At 52.4% G+C, this 20,099-nt stretch carries 19 protein-coding genes; 7 read left to right on the forward strand and 12 right to left on the reverse strand.

Translation table 11 applies throughout. The features are described from left to right. Position 1: 1 nt before the first annotated feature. The 4 genes from sitB to G8S19_RS04635 all read right to left on the reverse strand — a co-directional run bounded on the left by sitB (position 2) and on the right by G8S19_RS04635 (position 3,738). Complete coding sequence (gene sitB, locus G8S19_RS04620; protein WP_048213039.1) at positions 2 to 817, reverse strand: iron/manganese ABC transporter ATP-binding protein SitB; 816 nt, start codon at positions 815 to 817, stop codon at positions 2 to 4. Further along, complete coding sequence (locus G8S19_RS04625; RefSeq protein ID WP_048213038.1) at positions 814 to 1,731, reverse strand: metal ABC transporter substrate-binding protein; 918 nt, start codon at positions 1,729 to 1,731, stop codon at positions 814 to 816. The genes sitB and G8S19_RS04625 overlap by 4 nt, the downstream gene beginning before the upstream one ends. Positions 1,732 to 1,913: 182 nt before the next feature. Beyond that, a complete protein-coding gene (locus tag G8S19_RS04630; RefSeq protein ID WP_061068468.1) occupies positions 1,914 to 2,687 on the reverse strand; it encodes a DUF4886 domain-containing protein in 774 nt (257 codons plus the stop codon). A gap of 10 nt (positions 2,688 to 2,697) precedes the next feature. Further along, on the reverse strand, positions 2,698 to 3,738 hold the full coding sequence (locus G8S19_RS04635) for a porin (protein WP_061068467.1): 1,041 nt from the start codon (positions 3,736 to 3,738) through the stop codon (positions 2,698 to 2,700). Between the two features lie 405 nt (positions 3,739 to 4,143). Here G8S19_RS04635 and G8S19_RS04640 point away from each other — a divergent pair, with 405 nt between their 5' ends. Further along, positions 4,144 to 5,514, forward strand: coding sequence for an adenylosuccinate lyase family protein (locus G8S19_RS04640; protein WP_124020834.1), 1,371 nt, complete (start codon positions 4,144 to 4,146; stop codon positions 5,512 to 5,514). Between the two features lie 46 nt (positions 5,515 to 5,560). On the opposite strand, the gene G8S19_RS04645 is transcribed toward G8S19_RS04640, so the two are convergent. Continuing rightward, positions 5,561 to 6,454 (reverse strand): MurR/RpiR family transcriptional regulator, encoded by an 894-nt coding sequence (locus G8S19_RS04645; RefSeq protein WP_061068465.1) that lies wholly within the window; start codon positions 6,452 to 6,454, stop codon positions 5,561 to 5,563. Positions 6,455 to 6,807: 353 nt separating this feature from the next. Here G8S19_RS04645 and dcuC point away from each other — a divergent pair, with 353 nt between their 5' ends. The 3 genes from dcuC (at position 6,808) to G8S19_RS04660 (ending at position 10,352) form a co-directional block, all read left to right on the forward strand. Further along, positions 6,808 to 8,175 (forward strand): C4-dicarboxylate transporter DcuC, encoded by a 1,368-nt coding sequence (gene dcuC, locus G8S19_RS04650; protein WP_124020833.1) that lies wholly within the window; start codon positions 6,808 to 6,810, stop codon positions 8,173 to 8,175. A 51-nt stretch (positions 8,176 to 8,226) separates the two neighbouring features. Then, positions 8,227 to 9,921: an NAD-dependent malic enzyme gene (locus tag G8S19_RS04655; RefSeq protein ID WP_061068463.1), complete on the forward strand. Its 1,695-nt coding sequence runs from the start codon at positions 8,227 to 8,229 to the stop codon at positions 9,919 to 9,921. A gap of 86 nt (positions 9,922 to 10,007) precedes the next feature. Next, complete coding sequence (locus G8S19_RS04660; protein ID WP_048213037.1) at positions 10,008 to 10,352, forward strand: nitrous oxide-stimulated promoter family protein; 345 nt, start codon at positions 10,008 to 10,010, stop codon at positions 10,350 to 10,352. Positions 10,353 to 10,477: 125 nt separating this feature from the next. Here the strand turns inward: G8S19_RS04660 and G8S19_RS04665 are convergent, their stop codons facing one another. The 7 genes from G8S19_RS04665 to hypA form a co-directional block, all read right to left on the reverse strand. Beyond that, positions 10,478 to 10,906 (reverse strand): molybdopterin-binding protein, encoded by a 429-nt coding sequence (locus tag G8S19_RS04665; protein ID WP_003037421.1) that lies wholly within the window; start codon positions 10,904 to 10,906, stop codon positions 10,478 to 10,480. Between the two features lie 44 nt (positions 10,907 to 10,950). Next, a complete protein-coding gene (gene flhA, locus G8S19_RS04670; RefSeq protein WP_061068462.1) occupies positions 10,951 to 13,029 on the reverse strand; it encodes a formate hydrogenlyase transcriptional activator FlhA in 2,079 nt (692 codons plus the stop codon). Between the two features lie 128 nt (positions 13,030 to 13,157). Further along, the gene (gene hypE / locus G8S19_RS04675) at positions 13,158 to 14,168 is read right to left on the reverse strand and encodes a hydrogenase expression/formation protein HypE (RefSeq protein ID WP_124020832.1); all 1,011 of its coding nucleotides are present in this window, start codon (positions 14,166 to 14,168) and stop codon (positions 13,158 to 13,160) included. Continuing rightward, positions 14,165 to 15,286: a hydrogenase formation protein HypD gene (hypD, locus tag G8S19_RS04680; protein WP_137382771.1), complete on the reverse strand. Its 1,122-nt coding sequence runs from the start codon at positions 15,284 to 15,286 to the stop codon at positions 14,165 to 14,167. Before hypD ends, hypE begins: the two co-directional genes overlap by 4 nt. Further along, complete coding sequence (gene hypC, locus G8S19_RS04685) at positions 15,287 to 15,559, reverse strand: hydrogenase 3 maturation protein HypC (RefSeq protein WP_003037411.1); 273 nt, start codon at positions 15,557 to 15,559, stop codon at positions 15,287 to 15,289. It lies immediately after the preceding gene. After that, a complete protein-coding gene (gene hypB, locus G8S19_RS04690) occupies positions 15,550 to 16,422 on the reverse strand; it encodes a hydrogenase nickel incorporation protein HypB (RefSeq protein WP_124020831.1) in 873 nt (290 codons plus the stop codon). Before hypB ends, hypC begins: the two co-directional genes overlap by 10 nt. Positions 16,423 to 16,506: 84 nt before the next feature. Next, a complete protein-coding gene (gene hypA, locus G8S19_RS04695; protein ID WP_101741655.1) occupies positions 16,507 to 16,863 on the reverse strand; it encodes a hydrogenase maturation nickel metallochaperone HypA in 357 nt (118 codons plus the stop codon). A 198-nt stretch (positions 16,864 to 17,061) separates the two neighbouring features. Between hypA and hycA the strand changes: the two genes are divergently transcribed. From hycA to hycC, 3 genes are all read left to right on the forward strand, one after another. Further along, a complete protein-coding gene (gene hycA / locus G8S19_RS04700; RefSeq protein ID WP_048213032.1) occupies positions 17,062 to 17,520 on the forward strand; it encodes a formate hydrogenlyase regulator HycA in 459 nt (152 codons plus the stop codon). Positions 17,521 to 17,662: 142 nt separating this feature from the next. Next, entirely contained in the window at positions 17,663 to 18,274 is a 612-nt protein-coding gene (gene hycB / locus G8S19_RS04705; RefSeq protein ID WP_043017341.1) for a formate hydrogenlyase subunit HycB, read from the forward strand. Further along, complete coding sequence (gene hycC, locus G8S19_RS04710) at positions 18,271 to 20,097, forward strand: formate hydrogenlyase subunit 3 (RefSeq protein WP_137382774.1); 1,827 nt, start codon at positions 18,271 to 18,273, stop codon at positions 20,095 to 20,097. The genes hycB and hycC overlap by 4 nt, the downstream gene beginning before the upstream one ends. The last annotated feature ends 2 nt before the right edge of the window (positions 20,098 to 20,099 follow it).

The raw sequence follows: 20,099 nt of genomic DNA on the forward strand, positions 1-20,099 counted from the left end.
ACTATTCCCCCTCGCGTGCCGCGCGGCGCGAAATAAACGGGCGCTCATCATCGGTAATCACATGCTGCTCACCCCCACTCAATGCGACGTGACGCAGAACGCCGCTAAATGCCTGTTCAAGGTTCTCGGTGGTAAAGGTGGTGTCAGTTGGACCGCTTGCCAGCACGGTGCCTTTAATCATTACCGTGTAATCACAAAACTCGGTGACCGAGCCCAGGTTATGGGTGGAGACCAGCATGGTTCGGCCCTCATCACGCAATTCGCGCAGCAGGTCGATGATACGGGCCTCGGTTTTTACATCCACGCCGGTGAAGGGTTCATCCAGTAAAATGACCTGCCCATCTTGTGCAATGGCCCTTGCCAGGAAAACGCGTTTTTTCTGACCACCGGACAGTTCACCAATCTGGCGATGGCGATATTCCAGCATATCGACCCGCGCCAGTGCAGCATCCACGCAGGCGTGATCGTGCGCCTTTGGCCGACGCAGCCAGCCCATATGGCCAAAACGTCCCATCATGACCACATCTTCCACCAGTACCGGAAATGACCAGTCCACCTCTTCAGACTGGGGCACATAAGCAATCAGATTCTGTTTTAGCGCCTTGTTGACCGGCTGTTGCAGGATAGAGATTTCCCCCTGTGCCAGCCGGACAAACCCCATCAACGCCTTAAACAGTGTTGATTTCCCGGAACCGTTGACACCAACCAGCGCGGCAATCGAGCCGCCCGGAACCTGAAACGTAGCATCCCGCAGTGCGGTGTGGCCGTTGCGATACGTCACCGTAACCTGATTCACGGTAATCGCAGATTGACTCATGGTTGACTCCCAAGGCCGTTATTGATGCCGTTAACAATGGTTTGTGTGGTGACGCGCAGTAGATCCAGATAGGTCGGGACCGGGCCGTCGGCAGCGCTGAGTGAATCGACGTACAGCACGCCGCCGTAATGTGCGCCAGACTCCCGGGCTACCTGACGCGCGGGTTTGTCGGACACGGTACTTTCGCTAAATACCGTGGGGATCTGATGCGCACGTAAGGTATCGATCACCTTGCGTACCTGCTTCGGCGTACCTTGTTGATCGGCGTTGATCGGCCATAAGTACAGTTCTTTCAGGTCGTTATCGCGCGCCAGATAGGAGAACGCCCCTTCGCTAGTGACCAGCCAGCGTTTATCGGCAGGAATTTTGGCAAGTTCGGCCTGGAGCGGCGCGAGCGTTTGCTGAATTTCTGCTTTATAGCGATCGGCATTCTTCTGGTAGGTCGCTGCGTTTTCCGGGTCATATTTCATTAACGCATCGCGAATGTTATCCACGTAAATCAGTGCGTTGTCTGCTGACATCCAGGCATGCGGATTGGGTTTTCCATTGTATGGCCCTTCGCTGATGCCCATCGGTTTTACGCCGTTTGAGACCATCACTTCCGGTACGCCGGACAGATGTTGGTAGAAGCGGGTAAACCAGAGTTCCAGATTGAGACCATTAGAGAGAATTAACTGCGCGCCCTGCGCCCGCTTAATGTCGCCTGGCGTGGGCTGGTATTCGTGAATCTCTGCCCCGGGTTTGGTGATTGAACTGACGTCTGCCGCATCGCCTGCCACATTGCTTGCCATATCAGCAATGATCGTAAACGTCGTGATGACCTTGAACTTTTCTTTCGCCCAGGCAGGCGACAGCGTAAGTGCCGTCAACAGGCTGGCAAGGAGAACTGACTTCAGACGAGGCAGATGCGGCATAGTATCCCTCACAACAAAGTGGTTAATTTATCATCGAATATAGCCTTTGCTATGTTATATAGCACATGGCATAAATAAATGAAAATAATTCTTATTTGCGTAGGGTGCTAAGGAATAGATGGGGGATAATGTGTTTTACGCCGGTACGATTGCCGGCGTGTTGGGAACGAATAACCCGGTGATTATGACTTTTGGAACTCGGTGACGGTTTCCCATGCTACCTGTTGTAACACTTTGGCGGTGGCTGGGGTCATGTCCGTATCAACAGGGAGCGCGCCGCCGACTGGAGACTGGTTATACAGGGTAGCGAAGAATACGCAGGCAGCGAGATACGTTCCAGAAATCGAAGGATGTACACCATCATGATAATACAGGTTAATTTCTGGGTGCGTTTTACGTGCTTTCTCGAAAGCCAGACCTACCGGAGCCACATATCCCCCCGTTTTTTGCGCAATCGAGATATAAGCATCTGCCAGTTTTTGGCTATCTTCGGGTTTGTCTTTTTTCGGCCAGGTCATGAAATAGACAACTTTTGCACCGGCTTTATGCGCCATCTCAGCCATTTGGGTTGCAGAGTCCACGAAGTTTTGTCGGGTACTTTCTTTCTTTGAAATCGTTTCTGTTGAGTTCCCCTGCAGGATGACGACATCCCATTTCTGTAGCGTGTTCTGATAGCGCATATTCTCAATTTGCCAGCCTAAATGACCGCTGGAAATCGTGATCCCCCGATACTTATAGCCTTTGGCATGGTCTGGCAGTAGGGACTGCGTTAAATCCCGCAGGCGGGTATTAATATTATTGTTATAGAAAGTGAAAGAGTTACCATAAAGCGCGACAATTTTATTCTCGCCATCCATTTTCGCATGTGCGGAAGGTGCTAATAACGTATCCGCGTGAGCACAGAGACTACTTAATGCGAGGGTCGTCGCTGCGGCAAGCAATGTTATCTTTTTCATTTTTTATCTCTTAGAAATCATAACGGAGCCCAACGATGAGCGCGTCATCATTGGTTTTTTTGTTCTTACTGGCGAACTCTTTATCGTAAGTAAATGATAACCACGTATCTTCAGCCAATGTTAATTGCGCTTCAGCACGCCAGTCTTCTTTTTCAGCAATATCTTTACCATCTTCATTTAAAAAACTATATCCGGTGAGAACCTTGACGGTGCCAAAATTGTAGGAAATGAGTGAATCCATCCCTTTATAATTATTATCGCTTTTGTTATCGCGAGAAATAGAAGTACGCAATGCGGTTACCGCGACTTCATAGGCTTTATAGCTGAGTTGTAATCCTCCCATAATTTGATCGTTTTGATTACGCCCATCGGTGGTCACTACGCCATCCTGTCGTTTGTAACGACTGGCCGCTATCGCAGGTGTAATCCTAAAATCGCCAAATTTGAAAGACTTACGATAGCTGGCCATTGCCCCGTAATCCAGCGCTTCGTTATCACTGTTGCCGTTACCGGAGACCCATGCCAGCTGGATTTCGTTACCGGCAAATTTGGCGTTCCACTGAACGGTGCCGTCCTGTCGGTTGAACTGGTAAGAATCATCAATGGTTGTAATACCATAGCTGTAGATATTGGGGGTGAAGTTTTTATACTTATCGGTCATTTTCATCACCTGATACAACGGGTTCTTGGTTCTCCCGGTGATCAGCTCGCCCCATGTTTTATTTGACAGGCCGACATAGGAATAACGGGCCTCCATATCGCTTTCACCGGTATTGTTATCATTTTTTTCGGTACGCACCTGCCATTCCAGGCGCCCCACGATTTTAGTTTCTGGCAGAAGGTCCAGATCCCGGGTGAGATAAATACCGACACGGCCACCCAGATCGCTTCGGCTTTCGCTACCAGCAAATGAATTCTGGCCACTCGCAATTTTTCCCTCAACGCGGCCATAAATATCCAGCGTATTTCCGTCCTTATTATAGACGTTTAAGGCGAACGCCGAGGAACTCATACCCATTAGTAATATTAGTGAATAATTTTTTAGCTTCATGTCATCCCTCAAACTTGCATTAATTTCCTGACCATAAAATAAAGTTCACAGCGGGATAATTGTTTGTGGAAAAGGAATGGCAGCGGTATGGGAATCATTTTTTCTCGTAATGAAATGTGATTATTCACGCATAAATATCTCTATATTTGCTATTATATTAATGATTCTAATATTTTATGAACGATTCTTTTGAAATATTACGGCTATTTGATCTACATTTTAAAAATTACTGTGAAGTGCATCGCATTTCTACTGGATAGAAAAGCTAAAATGGGAAAGTTGTATTCTCATAATTATTTTTGGGGTGGGAATACTATTTTCCCCTATAAATTGGCAGACAGATCCCGCAAAATTGATTAATCACATTTTCGATTATCACGCATTCATTGGCCGGAGAGGCGCTGTATGTACGGGAAGCAAACAACGGTATTTGATTCTGACCTTTATTCATCATTGTTCACTCAGGCCAGGATGCGGGAAATATGGTCTGACGACAATCTGCTGCGTTGTTGGTTGCGCTTTGAGGCGACGGTCGCTCGCGTGCAAAGTGAGTTGGGGATTATCCCTGAACAGGCGGCCGTTGAAATTGAACAAACCTGTCGGGAAATACAGATAGACTGGCCAGCGCTGGCGCAGGAAACACAGACGGTCGGCATGGCGATAAAACCGCTGATCGATCAGATCTCCGCCAGCGGAACGCCGCTGGTAAGTCAGTTTCTGCATTGGGGATGCACCACTCAGGATTTACTCGACTCAGGCATGGCGATGAGATTGCAGCAAACGCTGCGGCTATTGCGTGAGCAATTGCTTGATGTTGGCGAAACCATGAAAACGATGGCGTTACGACATGCTCGTACGGTAATGGTTGCTCGCACCAATTCGGTGGATGCCTCTGCAACGACGTGGGGGCTGCATGTTTGCAGTTATCTGGCGGAGATAAACCGCCACCTGACAAGGCTCCAGCAGCTGTATCCGCGCGCCGTTACCGGACTCTTTGGCGGTGCGGTAGGCAACCTGGCTTCTGTGGGCGAGCAGGGAATGGAAACGCGCAAGCGGCTGATGTTAGCGCTGGGTCTGAACGTGCCCTGCGGGATTAATAATGCCAGCCAGGATGCGGTTGTTGAGGTTGTGCAGTTTTTTGCTCTTATCCACGGCACGCTGTGTCGCCTGGCTAACGATGTCGAAACCATGGGACGCACGCCGATTGCCGAAGTGCTTGAAGGAGAAGGCGGCGGCGGGTCAAGCACGATGCCGCACAAAGTGAATCCGCGCGCCAGTAACATGATGCAAACGTTGGCAAGGATGGGGTGGATGTATGCTTCCGGCGCGCCAGCAATGCTGGATCAACAGGATGTGCGAGCCGCCTCAATGCGGGTACTGAACTGGACGATCCTCCCGGAGGCCTCTAATGCGTTATCGACCAGCCTGATGCGCGCAAAAAATCTGCTTTCGCATCTCATTGTTAATGAAGAGAAGATGCGCGCTAATTTTGACTGCTCGAAGCACTTTATTATGTCGGAATCGCTGACGATGAAACTTGCCGCCAAAATTGGCAGAGAGTCCGCTTATAACCTGGTGAAAAACCTGCTGAAGCATGCAACCGGCGAGCACTGCTTCATGGAGATCGTACAGGCTAGCCCGGAAATCCGCGCGTCATTGTCTGTGGCAGAAATTACCGCCGCCTGTGAGCCGCTGTCATATATCGGGGCTAACGATGCGCTCATTGCGGAAACAATTGCTGAGTTCGATCGCGTGAAAACCGCAGAGATTGCCTGATTCGTCATGCTGCCGGGCGGGATAACTCTCCTGGCGGCTGGCAGCGCTAAGTATTATGAGCCGATGCAGAAAATGTTTCGAAGAAGACGAACAATTCTTCCAGTTGGGCAAAATTCCCCTCGCTATCTCCTTTCTCATAAGCCAGATGCAGAATGAGTTCGATAAAAAAGAAGCCAAGAATACGGCTTTGAAAAATGGAATGTACGTCGCTTGGGAGAACAAACTGCAGATCGCAGAACTTACCGTAAGGGTTCGCCTCTGAGTTGGTCACCAACACTACGACGGCATTCTTTTTTCTGAACCATTTTGCAATATTGAGCGCGACCCGGTTAAATCGATAGTAAGAGAACACAATCAGGACGTCCTCCTCCTTGATATTGATGAGGCATTTGGGGAGTTCGCTGATGTCTGTTGGTAATAGGGTAATATCGCTGCGAAAGTACTTTAGCAACGTACAAAAATGCGTCGCCATGGCATGAGAAGATGAAGGACCGACGACATAAATATGGCGTTGATTGTTTAATACCAGATCGATAAACGCATTCAGGCTTTCAATATCGATATTATTTTTAAATTGACTAAATAACGTTGATATTTTATGCGTGAAATCAGTAACAATACTTTCTGTCGTGATGCTGGAATTGTTACGCAGTTTGATGTTTTTCTCAAAAGGTGCTGATAGTTTATTTTTTGACAGTGTAATGTCTAATGCTTTACGGAAAGCGGCATAACCGGTAAAACCTATTTTATTCAGGAATCGACCGATAGTAGCTTTACTTACCATCGCATTCTGCGAGAGATCAACAATGCCATGATAGGGGAGTTCATTGAAGTGCTTATTAATGTACTCATTAAGTCGGCACTCAGATTCTGTAAGATCGCCCATATTAAGAGTAAGTGAGTTATACTCATCCAGACTTAACGTGTTTTTTTTGTACATAGATAACACCCGATGGCTGTTGTATATCAACGCTGTTATAGGGTAATACGCTTTCGACGTCAATCATTGAATGAATATCCTGGAAACCCGCATCCAGCCTTTTTTGGAGGATGTGACCGTATTCAGATGAGTTGCGATCTTACTCACAAAAAGAGGTGGGAAAACACCTTTCCCGTATTTTACAACCACACAACCCATTACAATTAAATCTCAATATTTGAGTATGTAATACGATAAATTTACGTACATATTATAACTGCTTATATATGGATGTGATTTCCCGGTATCCTGCATAAGCTATGATGATATGACGGGTAACCCTACCAGATTTGTATGGCATAGGAATTGTTATTATGACGGCGTTTATTATAGCAATAGTGATAACAGTTATTGCTGCATGGTTAATTGTTAAAAATTATCAGCCGCAAACTGTTTTATTACTCGCTGGACTGGCATTATTGACCATCACAGTACTGTTTTATCCAGAAAACAGCATTCTCTATGATAAAGCGAAATCCACGGGGTCAACCTGGCTGGATATCTTTAGCTTTGCCAAAGAGTCGCTTACCACACAAATTGCGGGTATCGGTCTTATCATTATGGCGGCGGGGGGATTTGCCAGCTATATGGATCACATTAAAGCGTCGAATGCGATGGTCAATATGTGCATTCGTCCGCTACAGGTGATTAAAGCACCTTACCTGATCCTTGCGCTGGGGTATATCTGCGCGCAGCTTCTGCACGTGGCAATTTCAAGTGCGGCGGGGTTGGCGATGTTGCTGCTGGTGACATTCTTCCCGGTTCTGGTTCGCCTCGGGGTCAGTAAAGCCTCTGCGGCCGCGATGATTGGCCTGTGCGCGTTTATGGATTTGGGGCCTGCGGTAGGCACGGCGAATCTGGCGGCGAAGCATGCCGGCATGGAAAGCGCTATCTATTTCGCGCATTACCAGATGCCGGTTGCGGTGGCGGTTATGCTGGCCGTGGCGGTGGTGATTTACTTCACCGCGAAGTATTTCGACAAAAAAGATGGCTTCGTACCGGGCGAGCAAAGCGTCGCGCAAGCGGAAGAAGAGGGCCGCAAAGTGCCGGCGATTTATGCGCTGCTGCCGGTCCTGCCTGTGGTGCTGGTGCTGGTCTTTAGCCCTTTGGTTATCAAATCCATCAAAATTGATGTGGTCACGGCGATGATCCTCGGCGCAGTTGTCGCATTTTTCTTCGAACTGGCGACCACTCGCGATTTTAAAAGCTGCTGTAAAGGAATACAGGTCTTTTTCAAAGGCATGGGCAGCATGTTTACCAGTATCGTTTCCTTGCTGGTATGTGCGGATATCTATGCCCAGGGGCTGCAGAAAATTGGCGCGGTGGACTACCTGTTGCAGTCAGTGCAAAACGCAGGTCTGGGCTTTACCAGCATGACGCTGGTGATGACCGCGCTGGTGGGCGTCACCGCCGTCCTGACCGGCTCTGGTGTTGCCGCCTTTTTCTCCTTCTCCGGACTGGCCCCCTCCATTGCAGCAAAATTTGGTGAGAGCGCCGTCAATATGATCCTGCCTATGCAGTTAATGGCGGGAATGGGGCGCTCAATGTCCCCAGTGGCTGGAATCATTATTGCGGTGAGTAAAGCAGGAGAATGTTCACCGTTTATGATCGTCAGAAGAACGCTGCTTCCAGCGCTGGCCGGTATTGCGGCGATGCTGGTTGCCAACTATGTCCTAATTTGAATCCCGAGAGCCTGCTAATGCAGGCTCTTATTTTTTATCTGGTTGTAATTTATGGATGGCAACGTGACAAACGATGTTTTATACGTCCCGTTTACGGGGAAGTTACTGCTTGAATCTCCGTTATTAAACAAGGGAAGCAGCTTCACGCAGCAAGAAAGGCACGACTTTAACCTGAGTGGGCTACTGCCTTGCGCCATTGAGAATATTGATGAACAAGCCGAACGGGCGTATCAACAATATCTTGAGGCTGAGTCCCACAACGCTCGACATATTTACCTGCGTAATATCCAGGATACCAACGAAACGTTATTTTATTACCTGCTGAAAAAGTATCTTCCAGAGATGCTGCCCATCGTTTATACCCCGGTAGTCGGGGCCGCCTGTGAAAAATTCTCGTGGATATATCGTCGTGCGCGCGGTGTTTTTATCTCCTGGCCCGATCGCGATCGTATTGACGATATTTTGCATGATATTCCACGGCACCATATCAAGGTCATCGTCGTCACCGATGGTGAGCGCATTCTGGGGCTGGGCGACCAGGGCGTTGGCGGTATGGGAATTCCTATCGGGAAACTGTCGCTCTATACCGTCTGTGGCGGGGTAAATCCGGCGAATACGCTACCTATTTTACTGGATGTCGGCACGAATAATGCGCGACTGCTGGACGATCCGCGCTATATCGGCTGGCGTCATCCGCGCATAACTGGTGAAGACTATTTCGCATTTATTGGAATGTTTATTGCTGCCGTAAAACGGCGCTGGCCTAACGTTCTGCTGCAGTTTGAAGATTTTGCCCAGCATACCGCGGTACCGCTGCTGGACCGTTATCGCGATGAGCTGTGCTGTTTTAACGATGATATTCAGGGCACGGCGTCGGTGGCTCTGGCGACTTTGGTTGCTGCCTGCCGAGGCAGCGGTCGTGACTTCCGTCAGCAATCAATCGTAATTGTGGGGGCGGGGGCTGCGGGATGTGGGATTGCCCGGCATATTATTGCCTGTCGCATCAGTGAAGGAATGAGCCAGGCTGAAGCCAGACGGACCATTTTTATGGTGGATCGCGACGGTCTGGTGATGACCACCAATAATGCCTTAGCTGATTTCCAGCAACCGCTGGCGCAGTCGCCCGAGGAAATTTCTGACTGGCAGTATGAGGGGCCGGCACCGTCGTTACTGGAGGTGATCCACAATGCCAAACCGGCGGTTATGCTGGGGGTGTCGGGTCAGGCTGGATTGTTCTCGCAGGAGGTAATTAGCACGATGTACCAATACTGCGACCGTCCGATTGTTATGCCGTTGTCGAATCCCACTTCGAGAATGGAAGCGCGACCAGAAGATATCATTCGCTGGACCGAGGGACAGGCCATCATTGCGACCGGCAGTCCCTGCGGTGTGATTGAATTTAATGGACGCTCCATTCCGGTGGCGCAGTGCAATAACGTGTATGTTTTCCCGGCCATCGGTCTGGGGGCTATCGCCAGCGGCGCGACACGCGTAACAGAGGCTATGCTGATGGCGGCAAGCCGTGCGCTGGCCGATGCTTCCCCGTTGGTGCGTAACGGGGAAGGCGCTCTGTTGCCGGAGATTGGGACAATCTGCGAGGTGACCCGCAGCATTGCCTTTGAGGTCGGTAAGGCGGCACAGCAGTCGGGTGTGGCAGAGAAGATGAGCGACGACGCGCTGTCGCAGAGTATTAAAGATAACTTTTGGCTACCGCACTACCGTCCTTATAAACGCAGGGCTATTTAGCCGTTGTGACGAGTAAGCGGTACTCGGGTCTTGGTTGCCTTCATGATTAAGGTGTATTATTTATGCAACTTAATTATGGAGGCATCATGTCCGGCAAACGTATTGCTCGTGAAAAAATGACGATCCAAAAGATGATCTCGCTGTACGAAAGCCAGTGTCCGGAAGCTTCAGATGAACAGGGGCATTACGATGCGTTGTTTGCTTATGCGCAAAAGCGCCTGGACAAGTGCGTGTTTGGCGAGGAAAAACCGGCCTGCAAACAGTGTCCGGTACACTGCTATCAACCTGCTAAACGCGAAGAGATGAAGCAAATTATGCGTTGGGCCGGGCCGAGAATGCTCTGGCGTCACCCGATTCTGACCGTTCGCCATCTGATTGATGACAAGCGTCCCGTCCCGGAATTACCTGAGAAATATCAGCGCAAGAAGTAATCTGGTTATTTTGTGCCGGATGGCGGCGATGCCTTATCCGGCCAGCAAGCGCAGGCTCACCTATCGCGTAGGCCCGATAAGCGTAGCGCCATCGGGCAATTTAACTATCCGGTACCGGATGGCGGTTACGCTTTGGTGGCAATAAGAATGGCCGAGGCTTTGATCAGCGCGATGACCCGGCTTCCCTGGCTCAGTTTCATCTCTTGCTGACTTTCGTTCGTCACGACCGCGACAATGTCAAAACCGGCATCAGTTTTGATGTGTACGGTGGCGTTAACGGCGCCTTCGGTTACCTGTGAAACGCTACCGGCAAATTGGTTACGGGCAGAGAATTTCAGGCCACAGTCTTCAGTTGCCAGCGTCACCCACGGCGCTTTAATCAGCGCAATGGCTTCTTTTCCTTTCGCCAGACCCAGTGCCTGCTGGCTGCTATGGGTCACAATCGCGACCAGTTTTGCGCCGCCAGCCAGCGTCAGTTCAACTTCATCATTCACTGCACCAGTGGCAACTGCACTGACTGTACCGGTTAATTGATTACGTGCTGATACCGCCATACTGCCTCCTTTCGTTGAGTTATCACCCAGTATAGCCACAATGGCTAAACCAGCGCATCCTTATCAATACCTAATCGCTTCATACGCGACAACAACGTGGTTCGTTTTAGCCCCAATCGCTGCGCAGCACCTTTAGGACCGGCAACCACGCCGTTGGTCTCTTTCAGGACGCGCATAATCAACTGGTATTCATCTTCGCCGTCCTGCGCAACTTCGGTGGCTACCGGCGGTGCGGACGGCGTCAACGCGGCAATATCCGGCAGGGACAGCTGTAGCACGTTGCCTCGGGTAAGCAGAACCGCGCGCTCCACCACGTTTTCCAGTTCGCGCACGTTACCCGGCCACTCCATGCTGCTCAAGGTACGAAGCGCTTCCGCAGGAATACTGTCGATATTGCGTCCCATCCGGCGAGCAATTTTAAAGGTAAAGGCTTTCACCAGCAGTGGGATATCTTCCGGGCGCTCGCGCAGCGGAGGTAAATGGATTGGGAAAACGTTCAGCCGGTAATACAGATCGTTACGGAATTCCCGATCGGCAACCATCTTTTTCAGATCGCGGTTAGTGGCGGCGATCAACCGAACGTCGGTTTGGATCAGCTTGTTGCTGCCCAGGCGTTCAAATTCCTGCTCTTGCAGTACGCGCAGCAGCTTAGGCTGTAGCTCCAGCGGCATGTCACCTACTTCATCGAGGAACAGCGAGCTTTTATCCGCCAGTTCAAAACGCCCAATTCGCTGTGTGCTGGCCCCGGTAAACGCGCCGCGTTCGTGACCAAACAGGTCGCTTTCCAGTAATCCGGCAGGCATTGCCGCGCAGTTCATCTTCACCATCCGGCGGGCGTTACGGCCACTCAGATTATGAATCGCTCTGGCGATCAGCTCTTTACCCGTACCTGTCTCACCCAGAATCAATACGGTGCTGTCGCTCTGCGCCACCATTTCGACCTGTTTGAGTACGCTGTACATGGCTTCGCTGCGACCGATAATTTCGCCGAACTCACTGTCCACATTGTTCAGTTGCTCGGTCAGCGCCAGGTTTTCATCGACCAGACGTTCTTTCAGGCGATGTATCTCCTGATAGGCAAGCGCGTTATCTACCGCAATGGCTACGCGTTCGGCAATCTGGCGCAACAGTTTCAGGTTGGCGGTGGTGAAAACTTTTTCTTCACACTGCGCCAGTTTGAGCACGCCAAGCATCGTGTTGCCGGACATCAGCGGCAGCAGGCACAGAGTCTGTAGCTGGTTGCCCCAGGTTTCGAACAGCATCCGTTCGTAAGGGGCGAGCGTATCGCGTTCGCTCAGATTAATCAGCAGCATCTCTTTGCTTTTGAAAACGCGTTCAGAAAGCGTACCTGCTTCATCCACTTCACTTTGTTCGTGCGCCGGATGATGTTCATCCAGATAGTGGGTGGAATAAATGCTGAGCTTGTTTTTGCGATCGCTGCGTAACACGATGCTGATGGCATCAATGTCGAAGTAGTGATGGATCTCTTTGGCGACTTCGCTGACCAGCTCGTCAATGTCCAGGCGGGAGAGCACCGCATTGGTGATGGCGACGAGGATACGAAAGTTGTCACGTTCGCGACACAGCAAATCGTAATCGACGTTGTTGCTGACTCTGCTCTGAATTTGTTCCGCAACGACGCCGACTATCTGGGTAAAGGTCTGCAGCCGGTTGTACTCTTTTTCACTCCACGGACGATCTTCGTTGCGGATGAATTCACAGCCGCCAAAGATGCGTCCATCCGCCGCCAGCGGCAGCAGGCAGTAGTGGCCAAATTCAGAATACAGTCCACCTGAAGCCAACTGTGGCCAGGTTTCCGTAAACTCATGATAGTTGCAGTGCAGCGCATCGGGGCGAGACAAAATACGGCGTACCGGGCCATGGGCCAGTACCGTTTCATCTTCATAATCGATGGGTTTACCATTTTCACGCGTCGCAAAATAACGCGCACGCTGCGTTTGTGCCTGCCATAACACAATAGCCGCGCAGTCGGCCAGCGCTGAACGCTTGACCAGCTGCGAAAGCGCCTCGCTGAGAGACGGGAGATCGGGCTGCTGTAATAATGTACGAGTAATATCGAACAGGCCTTGCTGTCCGAGGTCACTCATCGGTGTATACGACATATTGCTTTTCCAGGAAAAGCACCGCAGAACGGTGCGAAAACGGTAAATGAATTATAGGTATAAGTCGTAAATTGTTGCCGGATAGCGATTTCAGCTTATCCGGCCTACACGTTGCCGCTAATGGGCTATTAGCATATACGAGGTAAGGGTTCGGCGTGTGGTAAATCGAGTGTTCGTTTCACGCCGTACAGTCCGGCAAGACGCACACCCTTGCGTTCTACCACTTCGCCAATCATTGCGGCATCGCGTCCTAACGGATGCGCGCGCAGTGCGGCAAGTGCCGTTTCAGCGGCCTGACGCTCAACGGCAATCACCAGCTTGCCTTCGTTAGCAAAGTTGAGCGCATCCAGACCCAGCAGTTCGCAAACGCCACGCACCGCGGGCTTCACGGGCAGGGCCGCTTCAGACAGCTCAATGCCGAATCCGCATGATGCGGCAAATTCATGCGTGACCGCATTCACGCCGCCACGGGTCGCGTCACGCAGCGCCTTCACGCCGGGAATATCACGTAGCGTCTGGATAAGCGGCGTCAATACCGCGCAGTCGCTGGCCAGCTCGCCATCAAGACCCAACTGTTCGCGCAGGTTAAGGATAGTTGCACCATGATCGCCAAGCGTACCGCTGACCAGCAGCACATCGCCCACGCTCAGGGTCTGGGCACCCCAGTGAATGTTAGCCGGGATCGCGCCCATTCCGGCGGTGTTGATAAACAGTTTGTCCGCCGCGCCGCGCTGTACAACCTTGGTGTCGCCGGTGACGATGGCAATGCCCGCTTCGCGCGCGGTGGCCGCCATGCTGTTAACGACGGTTTTCAGCGTCTCCATTGGTAAACCTTCTTCGAGGATAAAACCGCAGGAGAGATAGCGTGGGATCGCGCCGCTGACCGCCACGTCGTTAGCCGTACCACAGATAGCCAGCTTGCCGATATTGCCACCAGGGAAGAACAACGGATCGATAACGTAGCTGTCGGTTGAAAACGCCAGACGATCGCCTTCCGCGACCAGTTGCGCCAGTTCCAGACGCGCCTGATCTTCTTGTTCCGCCAGCCACGGATTCGCAAATGCTTCCATAAACAGACTGTTGATCAACTGCTGCATAGCCTGACCGCCGCTACCGTGGGCGAGTTGTACGCTGTTCATGCTTCACACTCCTGCTGACGATACTGATACCAGGCGGCACATGCGCCTTCGGAGGAGACCATCAGGGCACCAAATGCGGTCTCCGGGTTACAGGTTTTACCAAATAATGGGCACTGATGCGGTTTGCATCTGCCGGTCAATACCTCTCCGCAACGGGCGCGCGGATCGTCATAGACCTGCTGCGGCGCAGGCTGGAAATGCGCTTCGGCGTCAAAACGCTGATAGTCAGGCGTCAGGTGAACGCCTGATGATTCAATGACGCCCAGACCTCGCCATTCGCTGTCACCGTTGACACTGAATACGTCGGCGATAGCCTGCTGGGCTAACGCGTTACCGGCATCCGGTACCACGCGGCGATACTGGTTCTCAACCTGGCTTTGAGCCGCTATTTTCTGCTCAATCAGCATCACCACGCCTTGCAGTAGATCAAGCGGCTCGAAACCGGCGACCACCAGCGGGCGATGGAAATCTGAGGCAATGAAATTATAGGCGTCAGTGCCAATCACCATACTGACGTGACCCGGCGCCAAAAAGGCGTCGATACCGTTGTCCGGCTGTTCCAGCAGACTGCGCAGCGTTGGGATCAAGGTGATGTGCTGGCAGAAAAAGTAAAAGTTCTGCACATCGCGCTGTTTGGCCTGCTGCAGAGTGATGGCGGTTGTCGGCATGGTGGTTTCAAAACCCAGGCCAAAGAACACCACTTTGCGCGTTGGGTTTTCCTCGGCCAGCTTCAGCGCATCCATTGGGGAATAGACGATACGGACATCCGCGCCGCGCGCTTTGGCCTGTAGCAGTGAGCCCTGTTTTCCTGGGACACGCATCGCGTCGCCAAAGGTGCAGAAAATCACTTCCGGGTGGCTGGCGATTTCGACACAGCTGTCAATTCTGCCCATCGGCAGAACGCACACCGGACAGCCTGGACCGTGAATAAACTCCACGTTTGCGGGCAGAAGCTGATCGAGACCGAATTTAAAGATAGCATGGGTATGGCCACCACAAACTTCCATAATGCGCAGTGGGCGTTCAGCGGTGTAGGAGAGGTGAGCGGCACGTTCGCACAGATGCTCTATCAACTGCATCACCTGTTCTGGTGCGCGATATTCGTCAACAAAACGCATTTATTTTTCCTCGCCATACAGCAACGCGCCGACATCCGGCTCAACGTCAAACATGTTTTGCAGCGCGTCGAGCGTGTCGCGCGCTTCAGCTTCATTAATGATGCTCATGGCGAAACCGACGTGAACCAGTACCCACTGGCCGAGGCGCGGTTGGCCATGTTCATCACAGCTACCGACCAGCGTCAGATCGACGTCGCGCTGAATACCGCAAACGTCGACCTTAGCCTGGTTGCCATCAATGGTGCGGATTTGACCCGGAACACCTATGCACATCGCTGATTCTCCAGCCATGACAGCCATTGATCCATCCCTTCACCACTGGTGGCGGAAATCAGGATGATTTCAATATCCGGGTTCACTTCCCGGGCGCTGGCGATGCACTTTTCAACATCAAAATTGAGGTAAGGCAGCAGATCCACTTTGTTGAGCAGCATCAGTGATGCAGCCGCAAACATATGCGGGTACTTCAGCGGCTTATCTTCGCCTTCGGTAACAGAGAGCACGGCGACTTTATGACGCTCGCCAAGGTCAAAGCTGGCCGGGCAGACCAGGTTACCAACGTTCTCAATGAACAGAATGCCGTTGTCATCAAGCGGCAGACGTGGCGCGGCATCGGCAATCATTTGCGCATCGAGGTGACAACCTTTACCGGTGTTGACCTGGATTGCGGGGGTGCCGGTGGCGCGAATACGGGCGGCATCGTTAACCGTCTGCTGGTCGCCTTCAATGACGGCACATGGCACGCTGTCTTTCAGCTTCATCAGCGTTTCGGTCAGCAGCGTCGTTTTACCGGAGCCAGGGCTTGAGACAAGGTTCAGTACCAGATGCTGACGGGCAGCAAAGCGGGCGCGGTTGCGCTCGGCCAGACGATTGTTTTTGTCCAGCACGTCTATTTCGACTTCCAGCATGCGGCGCTGGCTCATGCCTGGCGCGTGGGTGCCTGCTTCACCGTGACCGTAGTGCAGATCGCCTTCAGCGGTCTGGCTCGGTGCGAAACTGGAGGTTTTCACACCGGTAATATTCAGTGCCGGGCGAGCCGCCGGGGCAAATGGCGCGCTGCGGAACGCCGAGTGGGGGTTATGTTCATCACCCTCTATATATAGGTTGCCTTCAGCGCAACCACATGTCGTACACATCGCTCACTCCTGATCTTTATCTTGCGGTATATCTGTTGCCGGGTGGCGGCTTTGCCTTATCCGGCCTGGCAGGTGTCACCGGAATTAGTCTTCGGCGTCGCCTATTTCAATTCTTCGAATCTGTAAGCCATCGTCGGCCACAATTCTCAGCATATCGCTATTGCATTGCGGACACCGACGCACGCGCTGCGTCAGCAACGTGACGTATTGCTGACAAGATTCGCACCAACATTCGGCTTCTTGTTCTTCGAGGTGGAGTTTACAACCTTCTGCAAGGGTGCCACGGCATACCAGATCAAAACAAAAGGCGAGAGCGCTGGTTTCTACGCAAGAAAATGCGCCAATTTTGAGCCAGACCCCAGTTACCCGCTTTGCGCCGTGTTGGGTGGCCTGTTGTTCAATCAATTCCAGTGCCCGTTGGCAGAGGGTTATTTCGTGCATATCGCCTCCTAAGATGTTGCCGTTTTAAAAGCAATAAACATGCCAGGTTGAATTTTCACGTTCGTGACAATGTCGACGATGACGAAATGACATGTCGTCATCGCACCATGAATCCATAACCATATGAAAATAAACAATATTAATTTTGGCATGAAATGTGCTTAAGGCTGTTCATCTCTGCTAAACGGGTAACCTGACATGACTATTTGGGAAATAAGCGAAAAAGCCGATTACATCGCTGAACGGCATCGTCGCCTACAGGACCAGTGGCGTATCTACTGCAACTCGCTGGTTCAGGGGATCACCCTGTCAAAAGCGCGTTTGCATCATGCGATGAGCTGCGCGCCGGACAAGGATTTGTGCTTTGTCCTTTTTGAACACTTCACTATCTACGTCACGCTGGCGGACGGCTTTAACAGCCACACCATCGAGTACTACGTTGAAACGAAAGACGGTGATGATAAGCAACTGATTGCACAGGCAGAGTTGACCCTCGACGGTAAAGTCGATGAGCGCATCAGCAACCGCGATCGCGAGCAGGTGCTGGAGCACTATCTCGAAAAAATCGCCAGCGTCTACGACAGCCTGTACACCGCGGTTGAAAACAATATGCCGGTGAATTTAAGCCAGCTGGTTGAAGGACATAACCCGGCTTAAGCCTCGGGTGTTGCCCACTTGAGTCATGATGCGGTTTGTTCTGCATCACGACGGTTTAGGGAATGGGCATGTCGAAAAATGTCGAAATGACATTTTACAGACATGTTTTCGTCAAAAATGACTATCACCTGAGGAATGCCTGGTGAATCGTTTTGTAATTGCTGACTCCACTCTTTGTATTGGCTGCCACACATGTGAAGCCGCCTGCTCAGAGACACATCGCCAGCATGGCCTGCAGTCAATGCCGCGCCTGAAAGTGATGTTAAATGAAAAAGAATCCGCGCCGCAGCTTTGCCACCAGTGTGAAGATGCGCCTTGCGCCACCGTGTGTCCGGTTAATGCCATTAACCGCGTTGATGGCGCCGTACAGCTGAATGAAAGCCTGTGCGTAAGCTGCAAACTGTGCGGGATCGCCTGTCCGTTCGGCGCGATTGAGTTTTCCGGCAGCCGTCCGCTGCACATCCCGGCGAACGCCAATACGCCAAAAGCGCCTCCGGCTCCGCCAGCGCCTGCGCGTGTGAGCACGCTGCTGGACTGGGTTCCGGGCGTTCGCGCCATCGCGGTGAAATGCGATCTGTGCAGTTTTGACGAGCTTGGTCCGGCCTGCGTGCGCATGTGCCCAACCAAAGCCCTGCACCTGGTGAGCAACATGGATATCGCCCGCGCCAGCAAACGTAAGCGTGAGCTGACTTTCAATACCGATTTCGGCGATCTCACCTTGTTTCAGCAGGCTCAGAGTGGGGATGCAAAATGAGCGCAATTTCACTGATTAACAGCGGCGTGGCCTGGTTTACAGCGGCTGCGGTTCTGGCTTTTCTGTTTTCATTTCATAAATCGCTGAGCGGCTGGATTGCCGGGGTTGGCGGTGCGGTAGGCAGCCTGTGTACCGCAGCCGCCGGTTTTACCGTTCTGACCAATGCGCTGGCGGTGACTGGCGTGATGCCGTTTATCGGTCACAGTCTGCAAGTGACGCCGCTGAATGCTATCTGGCTGATTACGCTGGGCCTGTGCGGCCTGTTTGTCAGCCTGTACAACATTGACTGGCATCGTCATCCGCAGGTGAAGGCTAACGGCCTGCTGGTGAATCTGCTGATGGCCGCGGCAGTGTGCGCAGTGGTTGCCAGCAACCTCGGTACGCTGGTGGTGATGGCGGAAATCATGGCGCTGTGCGCGGTGTTCCTGACTGGCTGCAGCAAAGAAGGCAAGCTGTGGTTTGCGCTGGGGCGTATCGGTACGCTGCTGCTGGCGCTCGCGTGTTATCTGGTGTGGCAACGCTACGGCACCCTCGAGCTGCGTCTGCTTGACCTGCGTACCCAGGAGCTGCCGCTCGGCTCCGATATCTGGCTGCTGGGCGTGGCGGGCTTTGGCTTGTTGGCAGGGATTATCCCGCTGCACGGTTGGGTGCCTCAGGCACATGCTAACGCCAGCGCGCCGGCGGCGGCATTGTTCTCTACCGTGGTTATGAAAGTCGGTTTGCTGGGCATTCTCTCCCTGTCGCTGCTGGGCGGTAACGCGCCGCTGTGGTGGGGCGTTACGCTGCTGGTGTTAGGCATGATCACCGCGTTTGTCGGTGGGTTGTATGCGCTGATGGAACATAACATCCAGCGTCTGCTGGCGTACCACACGCTGGAAAACATCGGCATTATTCTGCTGGGGCTGGGCGCTGGCGTGACCGGGATTTCCCTCAATCAACCGGCACTGATTGCGCTGGGTCTGACCGGCGGTCTGTATCATCTGGTTAACCACAGTTTGTTCAAAAGCGTCCTGTTCCTGGGCGCGGGCAGCATCTGGTTCCGTACCGGTCATCGTGATATCGAAAAACTGGGCGGGATCGGTAAACGCATGCCGGTGATTTCTCTGGCGATGCTGGTTGGTCTGATGGCGATGGCAGCACTGCCGCCGCTGAACGGTTTTGCCGGTGAGTGGGTTATCTATCAATCCTTCTTTAAGCTCGGCAACAGTGGCGCTTTTGTCGGCAGTTTGTTAGGGCCGTTGCTGGCGGTCGGGCTGGCGATTACCGGCGCACTGGCGGTGATGTGTATGGCGAAAGTCTATGGCGTTACGTTCCTTGGCGCACCGCGCACGAAGGAAGCTGAAAACGCCTGCTGCGCGCCAATCCTGATGGGCGTGAGCGTGGTTGCGCTGGCTATCTGTTGCGTGATCGGCGGCGTGGCTGCGCCGTGGCTGCTGCCGATGATTTCCTCTGCCGTTCCGCTGCCGCTGGAAACTGCGAACACCACCGTTTCTCAGCCAATGATCACGCTGCTGCTGATCGCATGTCCGCTGCTGCCGTTCATCATCATGGCAATTTTCAAAGGCAACCGTCTGCCGTCGCGTTCACGCGGTGCGGCATGGGTGTGTGGTTACGATCACGAGCAGTCAATGGTCATTACCGCGCACGGTTTTGCCATGCCGGTGAAAGAAGCCTTTGCCCCGGTACTCAAACTACGTAAGTGGTTGAATCCGGTATCACTGGTTCCGGGCTGGCAGAATGCGGCTGCGCCGGTGCTGTTCCGTCGCCTGGCGCTGATTGAGCTGGCGGTGCTGGTGGTGATTGTGGTTTCACGAGGAGCCTGAAA

The organism is Citrobacter sp. SX206, assembly GCF_024181025.1.
GTDB lineage: Bacteria > Pseudomonadota > Gammaproteobacteria > Enterobacterales > Enterobacteriaceae > Citrobacter > Citrobacter youngae.